The organism is Actinoplanes lobatus, from assembly GCF_014205215.1.
Lineage (GTDB): Bacteria > Actinomycetota > Actinomycetes > Mycobacteriales > Micromonosporaceae > Actinoplanes > Actinoplanes lobatus.
In genome coordinates this window covers 9,200,161-9,224,820 of sequence record NZ_JACHNC010000001.1, presented here as the reverse complement: position 1 = coordinate 9,224,820, position 24,660 = coordinate 9,200,161, and the positions used below count along the sequence as shown (strand labels likewise).

Sequence of the window (24,660 nt, the reverse complement as noted above, 5' to 3'; positions counted from 1 at the left end):
CCATTGCGGACTTGATCGTCCGGCTCGAAGCAAGAGGGGCAGCATGCTGAAATTCGTTCTCCGTACGGTGATGGCTCTGGTGGTGGCCGCCACCGGTCTGGTGCTGACGCAGTCACCGGCGCTCGCCGCGACCGTCGGCCCCGTCTACATCTGGGGATACGACTCCCAGAAGTGCATCGACAACCCCAACTCCAGCACCGCCAACGGCACCGTCCAGATCATCTTCAGCTGCTACGAGCCGCGCAACGCCAACCAGTCGTGGACCTTCATCACGACCGAGGGCAAATACTGGAACATCAAGAACGGCTCCAGCGGCAAGTGCCTGACCGTGAAGGGCGCCTCGACCGAGAACAGCGCGGCGGTCATTCAGTACACCTGCAACAACGGTGACAACGAGGAGTGGTACACCGAGTACACGGGCATCTACGTCGAGTGGGGCTGGCGGGCCGACTACTACCGGATCATCAACCGGAAGAGCGGCAAGTGCCTCACGGTGAAGAACGCCAGCACGTCGAACAGCGCGCAGCTGTTGCAGTACACCTGCAACGGCGGCACCAACCAGAACTGGAGCTGGGCGCCCGACCTGCGGCTGCACGGCTGATCCCCGGCGAAGGGCGCGGGTCCCGGACCCGCGCCCTTCGGTCAGCGCACGTCGCCGTACGGCGTGGGGATGAACCGCAACGGCAGGTCGGGAGCGAGATAGCCGTTCTCGGCCCGCCGTTTCGGCAGTTTGATGTCGCGCGGCTTGAGCGGCTCGTACGGCACCTGGCTCAGCAGATGCGTGATGATGTTGAGCCGGGCCCGCTTCTTGTCGTCGGTGTACGCGATGAACCAGGGCGCCCAGGAGGTGTCGGTGGTGGCCAGCATCGCGTCACGGGCCCGGGAGTAGTCGTTCCAGCGGCTGTACGACTTCAGATCCATGTCGGAGAGCTTCCAGATCTTCCGCGGATCGTGGATGCGGCTCTCCAGCCGGCGGGTCTGCTCGTCCGGGCTGACCTCCAGCCAGTACTTGAGCAGCAGGATCCCGGAGTCGGTCATGGCCTTCTCCCAGGTCGGCACGATCTCCAGGAACCGCTCGGACTCCTCCGCCGTGCAGAAGCCCATCACCCGCTCGACGCCGGCCCGGTTGTACCACGACCGGTCGAAGATCACGACCTCGCCGCCGGCCGGGAGCCGGGCGATGTAGCGCTGCGCGTACATCTGGCTCTTCTCCCGCTCGGTGGGAGTGGGCAGGGCGACCACCCGGAACACCCGCGGGCTGACCCGCTCGGTGATGCGTTTGATGGTGCCGCCCTTGCCGGCCGTGTCCCGGCCCTCGAACACCACACAGATCTTGGTGCCGGACGCCTTCACCCACTCCTGCATGGCGACCAGCTCACCGTGCAACCGCCGCATCTCCCGCTCGTACTCGGCCCGCTTCATCCGTTCCACCGGAGCGACCTGGTCCGTGTCCTTGGGGTGATGTTTGTTCTTCTTTTCCTTCTTGCTCATAGTGTTGTCTCCCGGATGCCGGCCTCGCATGGTGTAATCGGCAGCCTGTCGCGATCGCGGCTCCGGCGCGTCATCCGCCCCGGATGAGCCGATGAGAATCGGCCCCCCGGCAACAGCCGACCCGGTAACATGCGTCAGCCCGCCAGGACGGTGCGCAACCGGCGCGCCTCCTTGAGCAGCCGGCTCCCGCCCGCCCGGCCCGCCACCTCGGCCAGCCCCGGGACGTCGTCGTGGGCGCCCACCTCGCCCGCGACCTGCGTGGCCAGCTCCAGAAGGTCCGGCAGGCCGCGCGGCCCGGCCGGCAGCAGCCCCGGCAGGGCCGCGGCCAGCAGCTCCCACAGCGCCCGGGACCCGCCGCCGCGATGGACGTCGGTCAGGGCCGCGACCACCCGGGTCAATTTCACCACGCCGTCGGCGCACAGGTCCGCGACTTCGGCGCCGATCCCGGCGCCGATCGGCTCGCCACCGGCCGCCAGGATCAGGAACGCGTCGACGGCGGCGAGCCGGTCCGGCTCGTGGCGGGCGCCCAGACCGTACGCCAAGGCCAGCGTCAGGGCCGGACCCACCGGCCCGGAGCACTCGGCCAGTGCCGGCAGCATCGGCCCGTCACCCTTGCCGTCCATGTCGGCGTGCGCCGCGATCACCGGCAGCACCCAGGCGGCGACCACCTCCCGGTGCTGCGGCAGCGCCGCCGCGGTGATGTCGATGGGCGCCGAGAAGTCCCACGGATAATACGACGGCACGTTGCTGCGGGTCAGGTTGACGAGCAGGCCCCCCAGCAGGTGCTCGACCGGCCGCGACTCGTCGAGCTGGGCGACCACCCGCCGTTTGAGCGGGGGTGTCCCGCCGTACGCATACCGCCCGTCCTTGCCGGTCTGCGGCCACCGGGTGCTGACCGGATCGGGCAGCCCACCCTCCTTGAGCCAGACCGCGAACCGGCGGCCCGCCGCCGACGTCAGCTCCGCGGCCGCGGTCACGACAGCCGGGTCGGCCTCCCGCGGCACCCGCAGCAGCGCCTGCTCGAAGTCGATCGGCCACGGCTCCCGCCCGGCCGCCTCGGCCCGGAACAGCCGTTCCAGCAGGACCGCCGGGTCGAGGGCCCCGGTCACCCGGGTGGGCGTGGCCATCAGCTCGGCGGCCGGCTCGGCGGACACCCGCTCGGCCAGCTCACGGATGCGCAGTTCGAGGACGCTGGCCGGCCCGCCCCGCAGCGACTGCCGGGGGCCGGAACCGAACACCCAGGCGTTGCGCGCGTTGTCCGACGACGCCGAGCTCTTGGCCCGGCCGAGGATCACCCGCATCACGTCGCCGAGGAGGGCGTTCCGCAGCAGCTCGCCGTGCCAGCCGTGATCGGTCAGCTCGGCATGGTGCCGGTCGAGGAGGGGCCGCAGGGACTCCGCGACCGGCACCCCGGCCGCGGGCAGCGCCACCAGCGCGGCCAGCACCCGCTCCCACGCGACGGCGGTCCCCCCGTGCAGCAGGGCGACGATCTCGGTGGCCAGCTCGGCGCCGCTCGCGATGGGCGGCGGCATCGCGGCGGCCGGCGCGGGCGGGGCGAGTTCCACCACGCCGGGCGTGCCGGTCTCCGCAGCGGCCACCCCGAACAGCTCGGCGGCCCGCGCCGGCAGGTCGCCGCCGAGGGCGCCGGCGGCGTCGGCGATCCGGGCCACGGCGCCGGCGTCGAGACGGGCCACCTGACGGGCGATGAGGTTGAGCGCCCGCTCCTGCACGTCGAGCGTGGGATGCCCGAACGCCACGGCGACCGTCTCCATCAGCTCACCGGCCCGCTCGGGCGCCCGGCGGGCCACCTTCTCCAGCCAGGAGAGCTGCGTCCTGACCAGGCCCTTCTCGGCCCGGAGCAGGGTCGCGGCGCTCGCCTCGATCAGGGTCTCCAACTCCAGGCGGCCGGCGTCGTCGACCGCGCGCAGGGCCCGCTGGGCGAGCCCGGCGATCGCGGACGGCGCCCCGGCCAGGAGCCGGGCGTAGTCGTGCGTGAACCCGGCCATCTCGTCGACGGTCGGCGCGAGAGCGTCGTGCAGCATCGCGAACGGCCGCAGCAGCGCCGGGCGGTCGCCGCGGACCAGGCGGTCGACGGTGGCGGCGAAAACGGTCGCCCGGTCCAGGCGCCCTTCGGCCACCAGCGTGGCGAGTGCGGCGGGGGAGCGGGGTGTGGTGTTCCAGGCCTCGCCGTCCCATTGGCCGCCGGTCAGCGCGCTGCCGATGCCGTCGATCTCGAACACGGCCGGCAGCAGGTGGTCGAGGAACGGGCTGTCCCGGAGCGCGTCGGCCAGCCCCCGTAGCCGGCCGGTGCTCTGGTGCACATGGTCGAGCCAGCCGCGGACGAACCCCTCGGTGCGCGGGGCCAGCTCCGGCGTCGCGGTGAGCATCGGGGAGACGAACTCCCAATCCCGGGCCCAGACCTCCTTGGCCGGCAGCTTCTCGGCGAGCCGCACCCCGAGGTCGGCCAGCCACGGGATGTCGCGGGCCTCCACGATGCTCCGGAACTTCTCGGCCGGGATGCTGCCCCAGCCGTCGCGCATGTCGCGCCGGGTGAGCAGGGTGGCGGCCCGCGCGGCGGACGGCATGCTGCCGATCACGGCCAGCGCGTAACCGGCGGCCGGATCGTTGCCCCGCTGCCCCCACCAAGCCTCGCCGCGGGTCTTCCTGATGCCCGCCTCGAGCTCGGCGGCGAACGCGGCCCGCTCCGGCTCGCTCAGCGCGATGACGCGGCGGGTGATCGTCACGTGATCCGCCCGCCTTGCCAGCACGTCGAGATCAGCCCAGGTGAGGCGGGCGGTGGGGGTGATGTCCTGAGGCATGCGCAGACCTTAGATCTCGGGTACGACAGTTTTGGTGGCGGAGGCGAGCGTCCGGGCGAGCCGGGTCGCCTCGGTGACCAGCCGGGTCCGGCCGCCGCGCGCCGCCACCGCCGTCACCTCGGGGATCTCCTCGGTGGCGCGGACGGCCGCCGCGACGGACTCGGCCGTCAGCAGCAGATCGGGGGCGCCTGCCCCGGGCGTGGCCGCGGCGAGCACGGCCGGCACCAGCTCGCGGAGGGCGGCCCAGGCGTGGGCGGCCGCACCGGCCCGCGCGGCCTCACCGAGAGCGTCGGCGACCCGCTTCAGGACGACGATCTCGGCCCGGTGCAGGGCGACGAGCTCCCGCCCGACCAGTGCCCCGTCGAGGACGCCCCGGGCGGCCAGGTCGAGGAACGCGTCCACGGCGGCCACCCGGCCCTCCGGGCGGGCGGCGGTCAGACCGTACGCCAGGCAGAGCGCCATGGCCGGCCCGAACGGCCCGTCGCACGCCGCCAGGGCGGGCAGGATGCCGACGTGGCCGGTGACGCCCCGGCTCTCGGCCGACTCGATGAGCCGTGGCTGCACGTGGGCCGCGGCCAGCTCCCGGTGGCTCGGGAAGACGAGTGGCCACCCGTCCAGCGGCCGGCCGTCGGGGTACGAATACGCCCGGTTGCCCGCCTCCTTGCGTGGCTGGCCGAGCAGACCCTCCGGGACGGTCAGCGTGTGCTCGACCGGTGCGAACGCCACGGTCCGCCGGGCCGGATGGCGGGCACAGTCGCAGTAGTAGCCGCCGGTGTGCATGCACCTGCGCTTGCCGACGGCCACCGTGGCCACCTCCGGGTCGGGCAGCCCGCCATCGGCCAGAAACCCGGCGAGGGAGTGCCCGGCGGCCGAGGTGAGCCGGTCCGCCGCCGCCCGCACCTCTGGGCCGATCTCGCGCGGCAACCGCAACAGCGCCTGGGACAGATCCCACGGCCCCGGCTCCCAGCCCTCCCCGAGCAGCCGCACCACCCGGGCCGGGTCGACGTGACCGTCCACCGTGGCCGGGGTGGCGAGCAGCGCGGGTGGCGGCGTGCCGCCGCACATCTGCCGGGTCAGCTCGGTGAGCCGCCCGATCAGCATCCAGACCGGCGGCGAGGCACGCTTGTCCCACTCCGACGGGGTCCACGCGAACCACCGGTTGGTGACGACGGCCCGCAACAGGTTGATCAGCGGCCGGTCGCCGTACTGCGGGAGCAGCGGCGTCAGCGCTTCGGCGAGGGCCGGCCGGTCGCTCGCGGTGAACCGCACGAGCCCGTCCAGGGCCAGCTCCAGCCGGATCGGGTCGGGATCCAGCTCGCGCAGCATGTGCCGCACCTCGGCGGCCAGCTCCGGAATGGACCGGATCGGCGGCGGCACCGGCGCGGCGGGGGCGACCGGTGGCAGCGCGACCGCAACGTGATCGGCGGGATCACCGGCGCCGAGCAGCTCCCCGGCCTGACGGCGCAGGTCGCCCTGGAAACCGGCGACCGCCGCGGCCAGGGACTCCCGCCCGGCGGCCCCGAAGACCGGCAGGTGCGTGGCGGCCGCCCGCAGCACCTGCTCGGCCAGGTCGACGGCCGGGTTGCCGAGCCCGGTGAGCAGCGCCTCGAACAGCAGCGGATCGGCCTTGCGGGCCAGCGCCGCGGCGAGCCAGTCGAGCTGGGCGCGGACCAGCTTCTTCTCCTTGCGCAGCAGGACCGTGAACGCCGCCTCGGCCACCGTGTCGATCTCGACGAGCCCGGCGTCGTCGGCCCGGCGCAGGCCGCGCAACGCCAGGTCGGCCACCGTGGACTCCGGGCCGGCCAGCATGGCCAGGCACTCCGCCCGGCGGGCCGCGCACTCCTCGGCCGTCGGGTCGAGCAGCCGGTGCAGCACCACCACCCGGCGGATCGAGCCCGGCCGGTCACCGGCGACCAGCCGCTGGACGCAACCGTCCAGCAGGGACTGCCGGTCGATGACGCCGTCGGCGGCGAGCCGGGCCAGCGCCTTCGTCCACTCCTCGTCCAGCTCCTGGCCGAGCCGGGCGATGCCGAAGACGTGCGGCAGCATCTCGGTGGTGTGCGGGTCGGCGCGCAGCAGCTCGGCCAGATCCTTGCCGTAACGCTCGGCGCCGACCTGGCCCATCCAGCCGCGGACCACCGCCTCGGTGCCCGGTGGGGACAACTCGGCCTCGGCGAGCAGCCGGCTGATCATGCCCCACTGGAGGTTGACCTGGAGCGGCCGCAGCTTCTCGGCCAGCGGCCGGGCGATCGCGGCAAGCGACGGGCGGCCGGGCGCACGCAGCACCCGCACCAGCGCGTCGAGCGCGGCCGGGGTGGGCGCGGGACCGAACCGGCCGGACCGCAGGAACGACACGACGTCGGCGGCCCGGGGCAGACAGCCGGCGCCGGCGACCCGCAGCGCCGCCTCCCGCGCGGCCCGCCGGGCGAAGCTCCGCTCGGCCAGCGCCGCCCGGTCGTGCAGCCGCTCGAATGAGGTGCCGACCTCCTCCACCCAGTGCAGCTCGATGCCCTTGACCGGGGCGGCCAGAGCCCGCCTGGCCGGCTCGTCGACACTCAGAAGAGCGGTCGCGACCTGGTCGAACTCACCGGCCCGGATCAACGGCTCCAACTGCCCGAAACTCACCATGCCGGAGAACCTAGCGGCACCCTCCGACAAAAACCGTCCCGCGATCAATAGGGTGGAGCCGGTGATGCGGAGCGACTGCCACCAGCACCTGTGGCCCCCGGCGTTCATCGACGCGCTGCGCCGGCGCGACACCTTCCCCTACCTGCGGGAGTGGACGCTGTATCTGGCGGGCGAGGATCCGTACGGGGTCGATCCGGCCGCCCACGACGTCGGCCGCCGCCGGGCCCGGGAGATCGCCGAGGGCACCGGCCGGGTGCTGGTGTCGCTGTCCAGCCCGCTCGGCATCGAGCACGGGCCCGGCCACGACCTGATCGACGTCTGGCACGAGAGCGCCCTCGAACTGCCCGATCCGTTCCACGTGTGGGCCGCCGCCGCGGTCACCGAGCCCGACCCGTCCGGGCTGGCCCGCCTGCTGCGGGTGGACCGTGTCGCCGGGCTGCAACTACCGGCCACCGCGCTGGGCGACCCGGCCGCCATCGCACACGTGTCGCCGCTGCTCACCGAACTGGAACGGGCCGGCAAGCCGCTTCTCGTGCACCCCGGTCCGGCGCCGGCCGGTGAGTCCGGCATGCCCGGCTGGTGGCCGGCCCTGGTGCCCTACGTCGCCCAGATGCACCGGTCCTGGATGGCCTGGCATCTCGCCGGCCGGGAGCGTCATCCCAGCCTGCGGATCGGGTTCGTCGCGCTGGCCGGGCTCGCCCCGCTGCACCACGAGCGTCTCACCGCCCGCGGCGGCGCGTTCGCCGTCGATCCGTTCGTCTTCTACGAGACGTCCTCCTACCAGGCCGCCGCGATCACGGCCCTGAGCGGGGTGGTCGGCGAGGGCGCCATCGTGCACGGCTCCGACCGCCCCTACGCGCAACCCCTCGACCCGGCCGTCTTCCCGCACGCTCTGTTCACCACGAACGCCCGGCGATTCCTCACCGGACAACCCTGATCCGGTACGCGTGACATCGTCCCGCCTCATCAGGGCCGTTCCGTCCGTTCGGCGCGATCTCGCTGCCCGCACCCGCCTGTGCCGCGCCCGCCGGGCGTAGATCGGTGGCTGGGCGGGCCGGGCGAATCGCGCCCCCTCAACTGCCGCCGGCTCACCTGTCGGTCACGCTGGGCGGGTGGTCCCGGTCTTGCCAGCCAGGCACCCGAACTGCCCACTTCCGGCCGTCACGCCGATCGCGCCGGGTGGGTGGTTGTGGTTGTCAGGCATCCGGGTTGCCCACTTTCGGCCGTCACGCCGGTTGCGCCGGGTGGGTGGTGGCGGTTGACGCCGGTCGCGCTATTGGGAGTCACTCACCGTGACCATGGCGGTGAGTGCGTGGAGGTGCATGGTGGATCGGTGCTACTCGGAGCCTGTTTCTCGGTTGTGGACGGCCACGATGTCGAGTCGCGCATTCGGATGACTGTGGCATCACCCCGACTCGCCAGCGATCTTGGTCGATTTTAGCTTTCGGGCCGATCTTGATGCCTGGTCGCCATCCGGCGGTAGACCATCGCCCATGATCAATTTTCCCTGGAAGACCTTGGGTTATCGGATACCTCCGGAAGTCTTCTTCTTGGCTGCCTACGGCCGAATCCGCAATCCCTCGCCAGCAGGACGCGTCACCCGGAGCGATCTTGAACGATTTACCACCGCCTCGGGTGGTAAATCGTTCAAGATCGCACAACAGCGGCGGGCAAAGCGGGCGAAACGGGCGCCTGCTTCCGGCGAAAGCCCCACTTTCGCCTAGTGCGGCGGACGGCGCCCCCATTCGGCGATTCGCCCGACCGGGCGCTTGACGAAGAACCGCGAACGCCCAAGAAGGAGACTCCCGGATGGCCGCGGTGGTGGTCGCGCACGCGGCGACTTGCGTGTGCGGCCGCCGGACCGGCGGGACCGCGGATGACGATTGCCGTGACTGGCGTAACGGCCGAGAGCGGCAACCCGGGTGCCTGGCCGGCAAGACCGGGACCGCCCGCCGAGCGTCACCCGGTCGCCGGCCGGGAGCCGGCGCCCCGGCCGTGACCGGCGGCAACAGAGGGGGCCAGGACGGCCTGCCCGGCCACCGATCTACGCCCGGCGGGCGCGGCAAAGGCGGGAGCGGGCAGCGAGCGAGCGCCGACCGGACGGGACGGGGCGGATGAGGCGGGACGGGGTCGCGCGTACCGGAAAGGAGCCGGAAGTGAAACGCGGACCTCGACCACAGGGGTTCCATACCCGGAATCGTCGGAGCAGACCCGTGCCGCGTGCGGTGGGTCAATCCTCGAAGACCTCCATGAACCCGATCCCGGCCTCGGCGTCGACGTCGAGGCCGGGCCGGTCGTCCAGGTCCCCGGAGCGGACCGTGTCCCCGGCGCTGACCCCGCCCGAGCTGTGCCCGTACAGGGTGATGTCTCCGGCGCCCGCACCGACCGCCACCCGCACCGGCACCTTCTGCGCCGTCCGGATCCGCCAGGTGTGCACCCCGCCTGACATCCGCACCGGCAGCGTCGCGGACAGCCGTCCCACCTCGATGTCGATGGTCTGCGCCCCGCCCCGCAGGTCGATCCGCCCGACGGTGCCGGTGCCCATGTCGAACGACGCCGTGTGCACGCCCGCGCCCATCCGCAGGTCCCACACGATCCGGTCACTGAGCCGTACGTCCACCCGCCCCGACCCTTCGGAACCGTCCGATGTGGCCTCCACCCGCAACACCCCGTCGTGGAACGACGTGTCGAGGTCGAGTCCGGAGTCCGCCGGTGTCGTCACCCGGAAGTTCTGGCCGTCGTCCAGCGACACGGTTCGCACGGACAGTTCGGTGACCCCGCTGGCCAGCTCGAACCGTGCCTCCCGCACCTGTTCGGCGGAGGGCTTCGGCGCGACCGGCGCCGTGGTGGCGGGCTTCGTCGGTGTGGGTGACGGCGCCTTCGGGGCGCTGGTGGCGGTGCTCGGGGCGGCCGGTTCCAGCGGGGCGACGCTGGCCGGATCGGTGGGCGCCGCCGCGGCCGGCACGGTCCGCTGCCGGCCGTTGTCGGTCAGCTGCCGGGCCAGCAGCACGGTGCCGCCGGCGAACACCAGCGCCAGCAGCCCGACCAGGATCACCGGCCGGCGCCCGGCCCACGGCCGTCCACGATCGCCGTCGGCGGGCGGCCCGCCGGGGAACCGTGGCGGCCGCGGTGTGCCGGCCGGTCGCGGATGCCCGGCCCGGCCGGCGCGGAGGTCGATGCGGCGTATCGCGTCCGGCCAGTAGTCCGAGATGTTCGGCAGGCGGACGCGGCTCAGGTCCGGTTCGGCCGGCTCGTCGGCGACGGGTTCCGCGTGACCGGCCACGTATCCGGCGATCCGCAACGTCGACGGACGGCCCCGACCGTCGACAGCCTTGTCACCAGAGCCTCTCCGCTCCACAACGTGTCTCCCCACGCCTCTCAGGGTCTGCCCTGCCGATCACGCGGGGCTACGGCGTGGTCGACGGAAAGACCCTGGATGATTCTCTGTGGAGGTTACGGCTACCGACCGTGCCCGGTTCAATTCATGCGGGTGTGAGATGCCACATTCGGTGTGACCAGCCGATGTCGGTGGCCGTGACGGTCCGCAGACCGGCCGTTTCGAGGAGTGCGGAGACCTGTTCGGCGGTCCGCCGCCCGGTGCCGAACGCCGCCCGCAGCCGCAGGTCGTTCTCGATCTCCCCGACGTCGGTGTCGCCGTCCGGGCGGACGTCCTCGACCACCACGACGTCGGTCCCGGGCGGCAGCGCGCGGGCGAACTCGGCGAGCAGGTGGGCCGCGTCCGCGTCGGTCAGCCAGTCCAGGAAGTGCACCAGCAGGTGGGTGGCGCCGTCGCGGACCACGACGGCCCCGGACGTGGGCACGAGTTCGACGTGGCCGGCGTGCTCGGAGTCGAGGATCCGGTCGCGGACCATGGTGAGCGCCGACGGCAGCGCGGACAGGCTCAGCTTGACGCCGGGGTGGGCGCGGGCGATCGCGTTGACGGCGGCCCCGGCCCCGTGCCCGGTGGCGGCGACCGCGCCCGCCCCGGCCCAGTCGTACGCCGGCATGATCAGCGGCGCGATCCACAGTGCCAGGTCCTCGACCACGCCGCGGGCCTGCCCGCCGAGCCGCTCGTCGGTCTCGAAGACGGCGCGCAGCGACTCCGGCGCCCCGGCGGTGGCCAGTTTGAGCACGCCCAGGTCGAGGATCGCCTCGGCGTTCTCCAGGTGGTAGTCGTCGGCGTCCTCGGCGAGTTCCTCACCCAGCGCGGTGAGCACGTGCCGGCCGTCCGCGTCCACCGCGACCACGTCGAGCGCGGCCAGGTAGCGCAGCAGCGACTCGACGGCGCCGGGGTCGGCGCCGGTACGCGCGGCGATCGCGGCCGCCGTGCCGTCCCCGGCGTCGACGGCGTCGATCACCCCGAGGGTGACGGCGACCCGGATGGCGAGGCCGGGCACGATCTCGGCGAGTTCGTGCAGCCGATCGTGGGCGTCGTCCTCCGGCTGCTCCTCGCTCGTCTCGTCGAGCGGCGCCTCGGAGGAGGAGCGCTTCCAGTAGCCGGTGATCTCCACCTGCGACGCCGGCAGCTCCCGTTCCACCCGCAGGTAGCGGCGCAGCGGCCGGATGGCGCCCGCCTCACCGGCCACCCACGCGAAGACGACGCCGTCCGGCCACGGCAGGGCCCGGACCGCCTCCTCCAGGGTGGGGGAGCCGCCGGACAGCCAGGTGATCTCGGCGTCGGCGGCGGTCGGCAGCTCCTGGCGACGGCTGTCGTCGGCGATCTCGATGAAGACGTGCGCGCGGGTGCCGGCCGGCATCTCGTGCAGCCAGCGCCGCAGCGCGGGAAGGGCGGTCTCGTCGCCGGCGGCCACGATGACGTCGGCGCCGGCCGGGTGGCTCAGCGACATCTTCGGGCCGGCCATCCACACCGTGCCGCCGGGCTTCGCGTGTTCGGCCCAGGTCGCGGCCGGGCCGCTGCCGTGCCGTACGAAATCGAAGTCGACCTCGTCCGCGGTGATCCGGTGCGGGGTGTAGTCCTTGGCGATGGGCCGTTCGCCGGCCGGCCAGTCCAGGCTGGCGATCTCCTGCCGGGGCAGCACCGGCCGGTCGGCGCCGGGTGCCGCGAAGAAGAACTTGACGTGGTCGTCGAAGCCCTCCGACGTCCACGCGGGAAGATCCAGCCCGTTGGCGTGGAACGCGCCGAGTTGCGGGCCGCCGACGGTGATCCGGCGGGTTCCGGCGTTCACGTCGGCCACCCGCAGGACGGTCAGCTCGCGCAGGACGATCGGGAACGTGACTCTGGTACGCATACTTCGGCTCGACACGGTAGGAGATTACGTGGCGGGCGGGAAGCCGTAGCATCTGCCGATGCGTTGGGGACGGATCATCCTTGCGGTGTGCGCCGCCGGTTCGCTGGCCGCGTGCCAGAGTTCCGACCTGCCATTGGCGCCGGCCGTCGCGGCGAGTTCCGCGGCCGCCCCGCCCGCTTCGTCCGCTTCGGTGCCGACACCGGTGCCGCCGAAGCCGAGCGCCAGCCCGAAGACGCTGCCGAAACCCGGCAATCCGGGCGGAAAAGCCACGGTCCCGGCCACGGCGCGGGCCGTGGACACCAGCCGGCCGGACCGGACGATCGGTAACGGCACCCCGGCGAGCTGCACCTCGGCCGCCGTGGTGAAGGCGGTCGCGGCCGGTGGCCTGATCACCTTCGACTGCGGTCCGCAGCCGGTCACGATCACCATGACCGACACCGCGAAGGTGCGTAACGCCAAGGCCCGGGTGGTGCTCGACGGCGGCGGCCGGGTCACCCTGAGCGGCGGCGGCAAGCGCCGCATCCTGTACATGAACGTCTGCGACACGAGCCTCGGGCAGAGCCCGGCGAGCGGTCACTGCCATCTCAAGGCCACCCCGAAGCTGACCGTGCAGAACATCGTCCTCAAGAACGGCAACAGCACCGATCCGGCCGACGAGACCGGTGGCGGGGGAGCGATCTTCGCCAACGGCGGCCAGCTCAAGGTGATCAACTCGCGGTTCACCGGCAACCGCTGCCACGGCACCGGCCCGGACCTCGGTGGCGCGGCGATCCGGGTGCGCCTGTCCGGGCAGACGGCGTACGTGGTGGGCAGCACCTTCACCGGCGGGGTGTGCTCCAACGGTGGCGCGCTGAGCAGCATCCAGGTCTCGTGGACGATCCTGAACAGCCACTTCTCCGGCAACTCGGCGATCGGCACCGGCGCGAACCCGGCCCGCGACGGCACCCCGGGCGGCGGCAGCGGCGGCGCCATCTACAACGACGGCAACGCGTACCGGTTGAGGATCGACGGCACGGTGATCGAGAACAACAAGGCCCGGGAGGGCGGCGGCGCGATCTTCTACGTGAGCAACGACCGCACCGGCACCCTGTCGATCCGCAACTCGCGGCTGCGGCGCAACGTCAGCTCCGGGTTCGAGAGCGACGGGCTGCCCGGCATCTTCTACCTGGGGTCGGGGCAGCCGTCGCTGTCCGGGTCGAAGCTCAGCTGACCAGCCGGTAGACGCGGGCCGCGGTGCCGCCGAGGATCTCGTCCCGCTGCGGTTCGGTCATCGGCGGCAGCGCCTCGCGCAGCGCGTCCAGCACGTCGCGGTAGCCGGCCCGCAGCAGGCACACCGGCCAGTCCGAGCCGAACATCAGGCGCTCCGGCCCGAACAGGTCGACGGCCGCCGCCACGAACGGGCTCAGCGCCGCCGCCGTCCATCCCGGGCCGGCCTCGGTGACCAGGCCGGACAGTTTGGCGGTCACGTTCGGGCAGCCGGCCAGCTCGGTGATCGGGCCCAGCCAGGCGCGCAGACCGGTGTCGCCCTCATCGATCCGGGGCTTGCCGAGATGATCCAGGACGAAGATCAGCTCGGGTACGGCGTACGCCGCTCTCGCCGCGGCCGGAAGCTGATCGGAGCGGATGATGAGGTCGAAGCTCAGCCCCGCGGCCGCGACTGCGGCCAGGCCGTGCCGCACCTGGGGCCGGTCCAGATAGTCCGGGTCGGCCTCGCCCTGCACCTGGGCGCGCACTCCGGCGAGCAGTTCCCCGCCGGGCAGCCGCCGGTAGGCGGCCAGGGTCGCCGCGACGTCCGGGGCGCCGATGTCGATCCAGGCCACCACGCGGGCGATGACCGGTGTGGTGGCCGCGTAACCGAGGAATTCGGCCACCTCGTCGGGGTGGCAGCGGCCACCCTCGACCAGCACGGTGGCGCCGACCCCGGCCGCGGTCGTCTCGGCGGTCAGGTCGGCCGGCAGGTAGGGGCGGCGCAGCCGGTCGAGTCCGGGTTCGTCCAGCCATCGGTAGCCGCGTTCGGGCTGCCACAGGTGGTGATGCGCGTCGATGAGCATCGGACTCCAAAGAATTGACGTCAGCAAATGAATACCCTACGTTGCGGGAATGCGACGACTCCGTCTCCTCGCGCTGTTCACCGCCACGGTCCTGCTCACCGCGGCCTGCGGTGACGCGGAGAACGAGAAGGGCCCCGCCGAAGCCGGACCGGACAAGGTCAACGTCGGGGTGATCGCGATCCTCGACGTCGCCCCGATCTACCTGGGCAGGGACAAGGGCTTCTTCAAGGAGAAGGGCATCGAGCTCGGCCTGACCACCGCGCAGGGCGGCGCCGCGATCGTGCCGGCGGTGCTCAGCGGCGAATACCAGTTCGGGTTCAGCAACACCATCTCGCTGCTGCTCGGCGCGGACCGGGGACTGCCGGTCAAGGCGGTGGTCAACGGGGTCAACTCGACCGGGGTGGACGGTCAGGACTTCGCCGGGCTGTTCGTGAAGGCGGACAGCCCGATCACCTCGCCCAAGGACCTCGCCGGCCGCACGGTCGCCGCCAACACCCTGAAGAACATCGTCGACACGACCGTACGATCGTCGGTCGCCAAGGACGGCGGCGACGCCTCGCGGGTGAAATTCACCGAGCTGGCCTTCCCCGACCAGGTGCCGGCGTTGCAGGAGGGCCGGGTCGACGCGATCTTCGTGGTCGAGCCGTTCCAGCAGTCGGCCGTCGCGGCCGGCGCCCGTAAGATCGCCTCCAGCTACGTGGACGCCGCCCCCGATCTCACCGTCGCCATGTACTTCACCTCGCAGCAGCTGATCGCCAACGACCCGGATCTGGTGTCCCGGTTCACCGCCGCGATGAAGCAGTCGCTGGAGTACGCCGACGCCCACCCCGACGAGGTCCGCGACGTCCTCGGCAGCTACACGAAGATCGCGCCCGAGGTCCGGGCGAAGCTGGTCCTGCCGAAGTGGCCCGCCGAGGTGAACCGCGCCTCGGTGGAGACCCTCGCCGACCGGGCCGTCAGCGACGGCACCCTGCCGAAGAAGCCGGACCTGGCCGCCCTGCTCCCGTGACGTGTCCCGGCCGGGTCACCCGCAGTTGCGGCTGGTCCGCTCCACCGAGTACTCCCGGTTGTCGGTGGTGATGCCGGACGGGGCGCCGTCGAAGTGGCTCTCCACCTTCGCCCCGGCCCGCAGCTGCTCGTAGTGCAGGTGTGGCGCCCCGGACTTGCCGGTGCTGCCGACCGACCCGATCCGCTGGCCGATCGTGACCCGGTCGCCGGGTTCGACCGCGGGCGGTTCGAGCAGGTGCAGGTACACCGTCTGCCAGCGGCCGCCGTGATCGATCTTCACCCAGTAGCCGGCGCCGGTGCCGTGCGGTCCCTTCGGGTTGTCCGGCGTACGCGAACCGAGGGTGCCGTTGATCCCCGCCTCGGTGACCGTGCCGCCGAAGGACGCCAGCACCGGCCGCCCCCACGCCTGCCCGCTGGTGGGGAAGAAGTCGATGTCGAAGTCGTCGTGCCCCGGGTAGGTGCCGAGCACCCACGTCTCCTCGCAGGTCACCGGCAGCTGGAACGCGGGCCGGGGCCCGGGCGGCCGAAGCCTCGGCAGCAGGATGACGCCGGTCACCACGATCACCGCGGCCAGGCCGATGCCGAGCATGAGGGCGGTACGGTTCGGTCGGCCGGTCACCGACTGATCCTTACAGATCGCTTCCACTGTGATCTCCGCCGCACAGCGAGCGCGGCGAAGGTCTGGAAGGGTCACGAGTGACTGTCGAACCGTAGCCGAACGTTGACACCCTATTCACTACAAACGGAGTATGAATAGGGTCGTTTGAAGATCAACCAGGAGTGCCATGATCACATTCGAGGACGTCGTGAAGGTCTACCCCGGCGGGAGCACCGCCGTGGACCACCTCAGCCTCGAGCTGCCCACCGGCAAGCTGACCGCGCTGGTCGGCCCGTCGGGGTGCGGCAAGACCACGTCCCTCCGGATGATCAACCGCATGGTCACCCCCACCTCCGGCCGGATCCTGATCGACGGCGAGGACGTCGCGGAGCGTGACGAGGCGGCGCTGCGGCGCGGCATCGGCTACGTCATCCAGCACGCCGGGCTCTTCCCGCACCGCACCGTGCTGGACAACGTCGCCACCGTCCCGGTGCTGCTCGGCAGGACCCGCCGGGAGGCCCGCGCCGCCGCCCTGGAGCTGCTCGAACGGGTCGGGCTCAGCGCCGACTTCGCCAAGCGCTACCCGGCGCAGCTCTCCGGCGGCCAGCAGCAGCGCGTCGGGGTGGCCCGCGCGCTCGCCGCCGACCCGCCGATCATGCTGATGGACGAGCCGTTCAGCGCCGTCGACCCGGTGGTCCGCGAGCAGCTGCACCGCGAGTTTCTCCGTCTCCAGGAGGACCTCGGCAAGACCATCGCCCTGGTCACCCACGACATCGACGAGGCGATCAAGCTCGGTGACCGGGTCGCCGTGTTCCGGCAGGGCGGCCGCCTCGCCCAGGTCGGCACGCCCCAGGAGCTGCTGGCGGCGCCGGCCGACGACTTCGTGGCCGAGTTCGTCGGCCGCGACCGCGGACTGCGGGCCCTCTCCTTCGACAGCGCGGCCGGGCTGCCGGTCCGGCCGGTCGACGGCCTCATCCTGGACGACGCGGGCCGCCCGGTCGGCTGGCCCGGCGACGACGGGCCGCGCGACACCGGCGGCACCTTCACCAAGGACGACTCGCTGCGCGTCGTCGCCGACCTGGCGATCCGCTCACCGGTCGGCGTCGCGGTCCGGGTCGGCCCGGACGGCGCCGCCGACGGCCTGGTCAGCCACCACGACCTGGCCGACTACCTGGCCGGCCGGCGTTCATGATCGAGTATTTGCGGAACAACGCCGACACCGTCTGGCTGGCCCTCCAGGAGCACGTCTACCTGGCCCTGCTGCCGGTGCTGTTCGGGTTCCTCATCGCCCTGCCGATCGGTTACCTGGGCGTGCGCTTCCCGGCCCTCTACCACCCGCTGATCAACACCTGCGGCGTGCTCTACTCGATCCCGTCGCTGGCGCTGTTCGTCTTCCTGCCGGTCGTCCTCGGCACCAAGGTGCTGTCCCCGGTCAACGTCGTCGTGGCGCTCACCATCTACACGGTCGCGCTGCTCGCCCGGACAGTGGCGGACGGCCTGCGCTCGGTCGACCCGGTCGTCGTGCAGGCCGCCACCGCGATGGGCTACCGCCGGGTGCGGCGCCTCACCGGGGTCGAGCTGCCGATGGCGCTGCCGGTCATCCTGGCCGGGCTGCGGGTCGCCACGGTCTCGAACATCAGCCTCGTCAGCGTCGGCGCCCTGATCGGCATCGGCGGGCTCGGCCAGCTGTTCACCCGCGGCTTCCAGCTGTTCTACATCGAGCCGATCCTGGTCGGCATCGTCCTGTCGGTGCTGCTCGCCGGGCTCGCCGACCTGATCATCGTGCTCGTGCAGCGGGCCGTCACCCCGTGGACGCGTGCCGTGTGAACCTCTCCTACCTGCTCGACCCCGCACACTGGGAACTCGGCGCTCCGTACAGCATCCCGACGCTGATCCTGGCCCACCTCGGCTACACGGTGCTCGCCCTGCTGATCGGCACGGTCGTGGCGCTGCCGATCGGCCTCTACATCGGCCACACTGGGCGCGGCTCGTTCCTGGCCATCAACGCCGGCAACGCGGGCCGTTCGCTGCCCACCCTCGGCCTGCTGATGCTGCTGGTCACCCTGCTCGGGCTCGGCCTGCTGCCGGTGCTGATCGCGCTCACCGTGCTGGTCATCCCACCGATCCTGACCTCCACGTACGCCGGGATGCGCAGCCTCGACCACCGGGTCGTCGACGCGGCCCGCGGCATGGGCATGCGTTCCTGGCAGGTGCTCACCCGCGTCGAGCTGCCGATGGCGCTGCCGGTGCTGATGGGCGGCTTCCGCAGCGCCGCGCTCCAGGTCGTCGCCACCGCCACGGTGGCCGCCGCGGTGGGCCTGAGCGGGCTGGGCCGGCTCCTGATCGACGGCCTGGCCGTCAACGACTACTCCCGGGTGCTGGCCGGCGCCATCGTCGTCGCCGTCCTCGCCGTACTCGTGGATCTCTTCCTGTCGCTGGTTCAGCGCTGGATCGTCTCACCCGGATTGAAAGGCACCGACTGATGAAGCGCATTGCCGCTGCTCTTGCCCTCACGCTCAGCCTCACCGCCTGTGGCGCCAACAGTGATCCGCTCGCCGAGGAGACCAAGGCCGGCTCCTCGGCGGTCACCGTCGGCTCGGCCAACTTCGCCGAGTCCGAGCTGCTCGGCGAGATCTACTCGCAGGCCCTGGAGGCCAAGGGCGTCACGGTCACCCGCAAGTTCAACATCGGCGCCCGCGAGGCCTACCTCAAGGCGCTCCAGGACGGTTCGATCTCGCTGCTGCCGGAGTACAACGGCGCCCTGCTCGCCGCCCTCACCCCGGGCGGCGCCCCGGAGGGTGTCAGCAGCTCGGACGACGTGCTGGCGGCCCTCAAGAAGGTGCTGCCGGCCGGCACCGAGGTGCTGGACCAGTCGGCCGCCCAGGACAAGGACACCCTGACGGTCACCGCGGAGACCGCCACCAAGAACAACCTCAAGACGATCGAGGACCTCAAGGCCGTCGCCGGCCAGTTCGTGGTCGGCGCCGGCCCGGAGTTCGCCGAGCGGCACCAGGGCCTCAAGGGCCTCGAGTCGGTGTACGGCCTGAAGTTCAAGGAGTTCAAGCCGCTCGACGCCGGCGGCCCGCTGACCGTCACCGCGCTCAAGGACGGCGACATCGACGTGGCGAACATCTTCTCCACCGACTCGTCGATCGTCACCAACAAGTTCGTCGTGCTGGAGGACCCGAAGAACCTCTACCTGGCGCAGAACATCCTCCCGCTGATCCGCACCGAGGCGAACAACGCGACCGTCAGCGGCGCGCTCAACGCGGTGTCGGCGAAGCTGACCACCGAGAACCTCACCTCGTACCTGGCCCAGGTGCAGGTGGACAAGAAGGACACCAAGACGGTGGCCAAGGCGTTCCTGACCGAGAACGGTCTCGCCTGACACACTCCGTGAAGAACGCCGCCCGTTACCGGGCGGCGTTTTTCTGGTTTCCGGGACATGTCTTGACGGGCGAACTCGCCGGTATCTATGTTTGCCGCAAAGATTTGCAGAAAGTTTCAAGCCTGTTGCAGTAGGAGCTTGCAGACCCGTCCCCGACACATCCCCAGGAGCTTGATGTGGACACTCCCCGCAGGCGGCGACGCCTGACCCGCATCCTCGCCGCCGCCACCCTCGTCCTCGGGGCCGGCGGCTTCGGCGTCGCCCAGATCGCCACCGGCGGCGACGCCTTCGCCGCCCCGCCCGGCACGAAGGACGTCACCGCGGTCATGTTCGAGTGGTCCTTCGCCTCGATCGCCCGCGAGTGCACCAACACCCTGGGCCCGCTCGGCTACGGATACGTGCAGGTCTCCCCGCCCATGGAACACATACAGGGCAGCCAGTGGTGGACGTCCTACCAGCCGGTGTCCTACCGGATCGCCGGACGGCTCGGCGACCGTACCGCCTTCGCGAACATGGTGAACACCTGCCACGCGGCCGGGGTGAAGGTCGTCGCCGACACCGTCATCAACCACATGACCGCGGGCTCCGGCACCGGCACCGGCGGCAGTTCGTACACCAAGTACAACTACCCCGGGATCTACTCGGACGCCGACTTCCACTCCTGCCGCACCGCGATCAGCGACTACACCAACCGCAGCAACGTCCAGGATTGTGAACTGGTCAACCTCTCCGACCTGAACACCGGCAGTGACTACGTCCGCGGCAAGATCGCCGGCTACATGAACGACCTGGCCTCGCTCGGCGTCGACGGCTTCCGGGTCGACGCGGCCAAGCACATGTCCGCGGCTGATCTGGCCGGCATCAAGTCGAAACTCACCAACACCGGCGCCTACTGGAAGCAGGAGGCCATCTACGGCTCCGGCGAGGCCGTCCAGCCGACCGAGTACACCGGCAACGGCGACGTGCAGGAGTTCCGGTTCGCCCGCGACCTCAAGCGGGTGTTCCTCAACGAGAACCTCGCCTACCTGTCCAACTTCGGTACGGCGTGGGGCTACCTGCCCAGCGACCAGGCGGCCGTGTTCGTCGACAACCACGACACCGAGCGCGGCGGCGACACCCTCAGCTACAAGAACGGGTCGGCGTACACGCTCGCTCAGGTCTTCACGCTGGCCTGGCCGTACGGCGCCCCCGACGTCAACTCCGGCTACGAGTTCAGCAACAACGACGCCGGCCCGCCGAACAACGGCGCCGTGACCGCCTGCTACAGCGACGGCTGGAAGTGCCAGCACGCCTGGCGCCAGATCGGCAACATGGTCGGCTTCCGCAACGCGGTCCGCGGCACGGCGGTCACCAACTGGTGGTCCAACGGCGCCGACCAGATCGCTTTCGGCCGCGGTAACAAGGGCTACGTGGCGATCAACCACGAGGGCAGCAGCCTGACCCGCACCTTCCAGACCTCGCTGCCGGCCGGCACCTACTGCGACGTCCAGCACGGCGACCCGACCAGCGGCGGCGGTTGCACCGGCACCACGTACACGGTCAGCTCCTCCGGCCAGTTCACCGCCACGATCGCCGCTGGTGACGCGGTCGCCCTCTACGCCGGCGCCAGCGGGGTCACCCCGACCACCTCCGCCACGCCCACGCCGACCAGCACCGCCGCGTCCGGCGCGACCTTCGGCGTCACCGCGACCACCACCCTCGGCCAGAACATCTTCGTCGTCGGCAACCAGGCCGCCCTCGGCAACTGGGCGCCCGCCGGCGCGGTGGCCCTGTCGGCCGCCACCTACCCGATCTGGACCGGCACGGTCTCGCTGCCGGCCGGCACCAGCTTCGAGTACAAGTACATCCGCAAGAACACCGACGGCAGTGTCACCTGGGAGTCCGGCGCCAACCGCACCGCGACCGTCCCGGCCAGCGGTCAGGTCACCCTCAGCGACACCTGGCGCTGACGCCACTCACCCACAGCGACCCGGTCACCCTGCTCAGCACCCAGGGTGACCGGGTTCCTCCGGTACGGACGTGCAGGCGCGCAGCGGATCGGTGGGCACGATCCCGGCCGCCTCGAACCGGTCCTCCAGCGCCTCCAGTCCGTCCCGCAGCGCCAGCTCCTTCTCGGCCCTGGTGATCGGAAGCAGCCACAGCACCCGCGCGTGCCCACCCGGAACAGTGCACGCCTCCAGCTCCGGCCCCCACGGATAGGGCAGGCTGACCAGCAGGTGATCACACGCCGACCCGGGCAGCCAGCCCCGCCCGATCCGCACGGTGTGCCCGTGGCCGAGCCGGTAGTCGCCACCGCTGGCGTGGTAGTAGGCGACCATGGTCAGCAGTTCGACATGCGGTTCGTCATCGGCTTCCGGCGCGTGCAGCAGGAACTCGAGCGCGTGCCCGTCCCGCTGGGTGGCGTCCCACAGCCCCACCGTGGCGTAGATCCGCCCACCCTGCGACGGCGTCCAGCTCAGGATGCGCAGCCCCGGCACCAGCTCACGAACCGGCCCCGGCGCGGGCCCCAGCACCGCGATCGGGCTCCCCGTGAAGAGCCCCGCGTAGTGCTCCCTGACAGACCGCGCCGCCGGCGAAAGATCATGATCCACCCAGCCAGTGTGCCAGGCGGGCGTAGGCCACCACGTTGTCGACGTAGTGGCCGGTGCGCCGGTCGAAGTCGCCGCCGCAGGTGATCAGGCGCAGCCCGGCGTGGTCGATCGGGCCGTACACCTCGCCGGACGGGAAACGGCTCTTGGGATAGGTGGCGACGCGGGTCACCGCGAAGACCGCCGTGCGCCCGTCCCGGCGCGTGATCCGGACCTCGTCGCCGGGCCGCAGCGCGGACAGTTCGGCGAAGGTTCCGGAGACGCCCCGGTAGTCGACGTGCCCGGCCAGGACGGCGGGGCCGAGTGATCCGGGTGCCGGCGCCCCGGTGAACCAGCCGACCGTCGTGGCGTCGGTGGGCACCTCCATGGTGCCGTCCGCCCGCAGGCCGAGCCCCACGACCGGCACCGACACGTCCAGCGCCGGAATCGCCACCCGCTCCGGCGGAGAGGACGGCAACAGTTCCCCGCTGGTCAGCGCCTCGGCCGCGGCAGAGGCGGGCGGGCGGCCGGACGGCGTCACCGTGCCCGCCGGGTTCGGAGGCGGCGAGCCACCCGAGCACCCGGCCACGACCACGGCGGCCGACGCCGCGAGAAGCGCCCGCCATGAGCGGCTCACCGCTGGGAGCGGGGGAGTACGAGAGACCGCCGCCGGGTGAACAGCAGCAGCGCGACCGCCGCGACCAGGGCGAAGCCGCCGAGGAACGACCAGGGTGCGGCGCGGCCGGGGCGGGTGCTGCCGTCGCCGGTCTCGACGCCGCCGACCGGGACCGAGCCGGCCGCCGCGCCGGTCACCATGCCGCACGTGGCCGGGTTGGTCGCCTCCTGCGGGATGCCGCTCAGGCCCGCCGCACGGGCCATCGTCGACTCGCCGAGCGCGCCCACGTCGTACGTCCCGTTGCCGTTGACGTCGATGCCGTGCTGAACCACGTGCAGGTCCTTGAGGTGCTCGACGGTGCCGGGCGGCAGGTCGGCGGCCGGGATGACACGGTCGTAGACGACCACGCCGGCGGCGGACGCCCGGGGCATCCGGTCGACGGCCAGGCCGCTGGCCCGGGACACGTCGCCGCGGGTGGTGAGGGAGACGAAGATGTCACCGTACGAGGGCATGCCCTCCTCGGTGCTCACATACCCGTCGCCGTCGGTGTCGGCGGACTCCGGCGGACAGTGGAAGTCCATGCCGTCGGTGGATCCGTGCAGGTGCTGGGCGTGCGGCGCGGACGGCACCAGCCCGGTGGACCGGATCCGCACCCGCAGGTCCCCGCCGGGCAGCGCGGTCAGCACGGCCGTCCCGCGCGCGCCGGACCGGTTGAGCTCGGTGAGTTCGACGTGCACGCTCTCGTCGGCCCGCGCCGGTGACGGGGTCACCGCGAGAGCGACGGCCACGAACGGTACGACCCACAGCAGTCTCATGACATCCCCTCGAAAGACTCGACCATCCGCCTCTGCATACCCGTCGTCGCCGCCCAGTCGGGGTCGGCGACCGTCCACCGCAGCAGGTACGACCGGGAGCCGACCGCGACCAGCACCCGCCGCTCGTGACGGACCGTCCCCGAGTCCGGCCGCCACGTGTACTCCCAGTCCGCCCCGCCGCCTTTCAACAGCAGGACGCCCATGCTGATCCGCTGATAGCCGGGCAGGTCGCCCCGGGCCAGCGACGCCTTCTCCCGGCCCTGCCAGTAGGCGAGCGGCTCCCGGGTGACGACCGGTGACACGTTCACCCGGAATGCCCGCCGCCCGCCGGGATCGCCGAAGCACACCTCGTTGCCGTCCGTCGACCGCCGCCACCCGGGCGGCACGGCCAGCGCGAACCCGGACGGCTCCCGCGTCCACACCCACCCGTCCGGCAGCCCGGCCGGAACCCGGTCGCCGGCGGCCGTGACCGGTTGTGGGGCGGCGCCGCCGCAGGCGTCCTGTGCATAGGACATGAGCGCGGTGAACGAGGACGGCGCGGGCGCGGGCGCCGGCGCCGACCGGTGCGGGGCCACCACCACCCCGGCGGCCGCGGCCAGCGGCAGCAGGAGAAGGGCGAGGGCGACCCGGCGCCGGGATCTCGTACGCAGCACGGCCCGCAGCCGTGCCTCCACCTCGTCGGGGGTGGGCCGGTCCGCCGGATCCTTCGCCAGCAGGGCCAGCAGCAGCCCGGCCAGGGGACCGGACCGGACCGGCCGGTGCGGCGGATCGCTGAGCAGCGCCCGCAACGCCGTCCCACCGTCGTCCCGGGCGAACGGCGCCCGCCCCTCGACCGCCGAGTACAGGGTGGCCCCGAGCGACCACAGATCCCCGGGAACGCCCGCCTCCTGCTCCAGCAGCCGCTCCGGCGCGATGTAGCTGGGCGACCCGAGCCGCGGATCGGGGCCGTCGTCGCCGCCACTGTCCAGCGAGGCCAGACCGAAGTCGGTCAGCACCACCCGGCCGTCCGCGGCGAGCAGCACGTTGTCCGGTTTCACGTCCCGGTGCAGCACCCCGGCGGCGTGCGCGGCCCGCAGCGCGGCCAGCATGCCGAGCCCGATCCGGGCCGCCTCGCGGGGTGTCAGCGGGCCGTCGTCGCGGACCACCTGGTGCAGCGAGCGGGACGGCACGTACTCCATGACGATCCAGGAGCTGCCCACGTCGTACACCTTGACGACACCCGGATGGTCGAGTCGCGCCGCGGCCCGCGCCTCCCGCACCGCCTGCGCGGCGAGCCGCGGGCTGGACGGCGTCACCATCTCCTTGACCGCGACCGTACGCCGCAGCAGCGTGTCCTCGGCCCGCCACACCCGGCCCATGCCGCCCGTGCCGATCAGCTCCAGCAGCCGGTACCGGCCGTCCAGATCCCCGTCCATCTCCCCACCCCGATT

At 72.2% G+C, this 24,660-nt stretch carries 20 protein-coding genes; 9 read left to right on the top strand and 11 right to left on the bottom strand.

Going from position 1 to position 24,660, the window contains the following annotated elements; all coding sequences use genetic code 11:
• Positions 1-43: 43 nt before the first annotated feature.
• On the top strand, positions 44-601 hold the full coding sequence (locus BJ964_RS42070) for an RICIN domain-containing protein (protein WP_188125875.1): 558 nt from the start codon (positions 44-46) through the stop codon (positions 599-601).
• Positions 602-642: 41 nt separating this feature from the next.
• Here BJ964_RS42070 and ppk2 read toward each other — a convergent pair whose 3' ends face one another.
• The 3 genes from ppk2 to BJ964_RS42055 all read right to left on the bottom strand — a co-directional run bounded on the left by ppk2 (position 643) and on the right by BJ964_RS42055 (position 6,938).
• Entirely contained in the window at positions 643-1,491 is an 849-nt protein-coding gene (gene ppk2 / locus BJ964_RS42065) for a polyphosphate kinase 2 (protein ID WP_188125874.1), read from the bottom strand.
• Positions 1,492-1,625: 134 nt separating this feature from the next.
• Entirely contained in the window at positions 1,626-4,310 is a 2,685-nt protein-coding gene (locus BJ964_RS42060; protein ID WP_188125873.1) for a DUF6493 family protein, read from the bottom strand.
• Between the two features lie 9 nt (positions 4,311-4,319).
• Complete coding sequence (locus tag BJ964_RS42055) at positions 4,320-6,938, bottom strand: DUF7825 domain-containing protein (RefSeq protein ID WP_188125872.1); 2,619 nt, start codon at positions 6,936-6,938, stop codon at positions 4,320-4,322.
• Between the two features lie 64 nt (positions 6,939-7,002).
• On the opposite strand from BJ964_RS42055, the gene BJ964_RS42050 reads away from it, so the two are divergent.
• Entirely contained in the window at positions 7,003-7,875 is an 873-nt protein-coding gene (locus tag BJ964_RS42050; RefSeq protein ID WP_188125871.1) for an amidohydrolase family protein, read from the top strand.
• A 1,293-nt stretch (positions 7,876-9,168) separates the two neighbouring features.
• On the opposite strand, the gene BJ964_RS42045 is transcribed toward BJ964_RS42050, so the two are convergent.
• Together BJ964_RS42045 and BJ964_RS42040 are read right to left on the bottom strand one after the other, a co-directional pair.
• A complete protein-coding gene (locus BJ964_RS42045) occupies positions 9,169-10,311 on the bottom strand; it encodes a hypothetical protein (protein ID WP_188125870.1) in 1,143 nt (380 codons plus the stop codon).
• 109 nt (positions 10,312-10,420) lie between these two features.
• Positions 10,421-12,187 carry a siderophore-interacting protein gene (locus BJ964_RS42040; RefSeq protein ID WP_203832935.1) on the bottom strand — a complete coding sequence of 589 codons (1,767 nt, stop codon included), beginning with the start codon at positions 12,185-12,187 and terminating at the stop codon, positions 10,421-10,423.
• A gap of 58 nt (positions 12,188-12,245) precedes the next feature.
• Between BJ964_RS42040 and BJ964_RS42035 the strand changes: the two genes are divergently transcribed.
• The gene (locus BJ964_RS42035; protein ID WP_223149706.1) at positions 12,246-13,397 is read left to right on the top strand and encodes a hypothetical protein; all 1,152 of its coding nucleotides are present in this window, start codon (positions 12,246-12,248) and stop codon (positions 13,395-13,397) included.
• Here the strand turns inward: BJ964_RS42035 and BJ964_RS42030 are convergent.
• Positions 13,390-14,238 (bottom strand): amidohydrolase family protein, encoded by an 849-nt coding sequence (locus tag BJ964_RS42030; RefSeq protein ID WP_188125868.1) that lies wholly within the window; start codon positions 14,236-14,238, stop codon positions 13,390-13,392. The genes BJ964_RS42035 and BJ964_RS42030 overlap by 8 nt on opposite strands.
• A gap of 49 nt (positions 14,239-14,287) precedes the next feature.
• Between BJ964_RS42030 and BJ964_RS42025 the strand changes: the two genes are divergently transcribed.
• Complete coding sequence (locus BJ964_RS42025) at positions 14,288-15,247, top strand: ABC transporter substrate-binding protein (protein ID WP_188125867.1); 960 nt, start codon at positions 14,288-14,290, stop codon at positions 15,245-15,247.
• 15 nt (positions 15,248-15,262) lie between these two features.
• On the opposite strand, the gene BJ964_RS42020 is transcribed toward BJ964_RS42025, so the two are convergent.
• On the bottom strand, positions 15,263-15,865 hold the full coding sequence (locus tag BJ964_RS42020; RefSeq protein WP_307838063.1) for a M23 family metallopeptidase: 603 nt from the start codon (positions 15,863-15,865) through the stop codon (positions 15,263-15,265).
• 166 nt (positions 15,866-16,031) lie between these two features.
• On the opposite strand from BJ964_RS42020, the gene BJ964_RS42015 reads away from it, so the two are divergent.
• The 5 genes from BJ964_RS42015 (at position 16,032) to BJ964_RS41995 (ending at position 21,181) form a co-directional block, all read left to right on the top strand.
• Positions 16,032-17,036, top strand: a complete 1,005-nt coding sequence (locus BJ964_RS42015) for an ABC transporter ATP-binding protein (protein WP_188125866.1) — start codon at positions 16,032-16,034, stop codon at positions 17,034-17,036.
• Positions 17,033-17,671: an ABC transporter permease gene (locus tag BJ964_RS42010; protein ID WP_188125865.1), complete on the top strand. Its 639-nt coding sequence runs from the start codon at positions 17,033-17,035 to the stop codon at positions 17,669-17,671. Before BJ964_RS42015 ends, BJ964_RS42010 begins: the two co-directional genes overlap by 4 nt.
• Positions 17,668-18,327 carry an ABC transporter permease gene (locus tag BJ964_RS42005; RefSeq protein WP_188125864.1) on the top strand — a complete coding sequence of 220 codons (660 nt, stop codon included), beginning with the start codon at positions 17,668-17,670 and terminating at the stop codon, positions 18,325-18,327. The genes BJ964_RS42010 and BJ964_RS42005 overlap by 4 nt, the downstream gene beginning before the upstream one ends.
• Positions 18,327-19,232, top strand: a complete 906-nt coding sequence (locus BJ964_RS42000; protein ID WP_188125863.1) for an ABC transporter substrate-binding protein — start codon at positions 18,327-18,329, stop codon at positions 19,230-19,232. The genes BJ964_RS42005 and BJ964_RS42000 overlap by 1 nt, the downstream gene beginning before the upstream one ends.
• Positions 19,233-19,408: 176 nt before the next feature.
• Positions 19,409-21,181, top strand: coding sequence for a carbohydrate-binding module family 20 domain-containing protein (locus BJ964_RS41995; protein ID WP_203832936.1), 1,773 nt, complete (start codon positions 19,409-19,411; stop codon positions 21,179-21,181).
• 33 nt (positions 21,182-21,214) lie between these two features.
• Here the strand turns inward: BJ964_RS41995 and BJ964_RS41990 are convergent, their stop codons facing one another.
• Genes BJ964_RS41990 through BJ964_RS41975 form a run of 4 tightly spaced genes read right to left on the bottom strand, consistent with a single transcriptional unit; the run spans position 21,215 to position 24,645 of the window.
• Positions 21,215-21,823, bottom strand: coding sequence for a suppressor of fused domain protein (locus tag BJ964_RS41990; RefSeq protein WP_203832937.1), 609 nt, complete (start codon positions 21,821-21,823; stop codon positions 21,215-21,217).
• The gene (locus tag BJ964_RS48785) at positions 21,813-22,436 is read right to left on the bottom strand and encodes a class F sortase (RefSeq protein ID WP_229806724.1); all 624 of its coding nucleotides are present in this window, start codon (positions 22,434-22,436) and stop codon (positions 21,813-21,815) included. Before BJ964_RS48785 ends, BJ964_RS41990 begins: the two co-directional genes overlap by 11 nt.
• Entirely contained in the window at positions 22,433-23,230 is a 798-nt protein-coding gene (locus BJ964_RS41980) for a hypothetical protein (protein WP_188125862.1), read from the bottom strand. The genes BJ964_RS48785 and BJ964_RS41980 overlap by 4 nt, the downstream gene beginning before the upstream one ends.
• Positions 23,227-24,645 carry a serine/threonine-protein kinase gene (locus BJ964_RS41975; protein ID WP_188125861.1) on the bottom strand — a complete coding sequence of 473 codons (1,419 nt, stop codon included), beginning with the start codon at positions 24,643-24,645 and terminating at the stop codon, positions 23,227-23,229. Before BJ964_RS41975 ends, BJ964_RS41980 begins: the two co-directional genes overlap by 4 nt.
• Between the last annotated feature and the right edge of the window lie 15 nt (positions 24,646-24,660).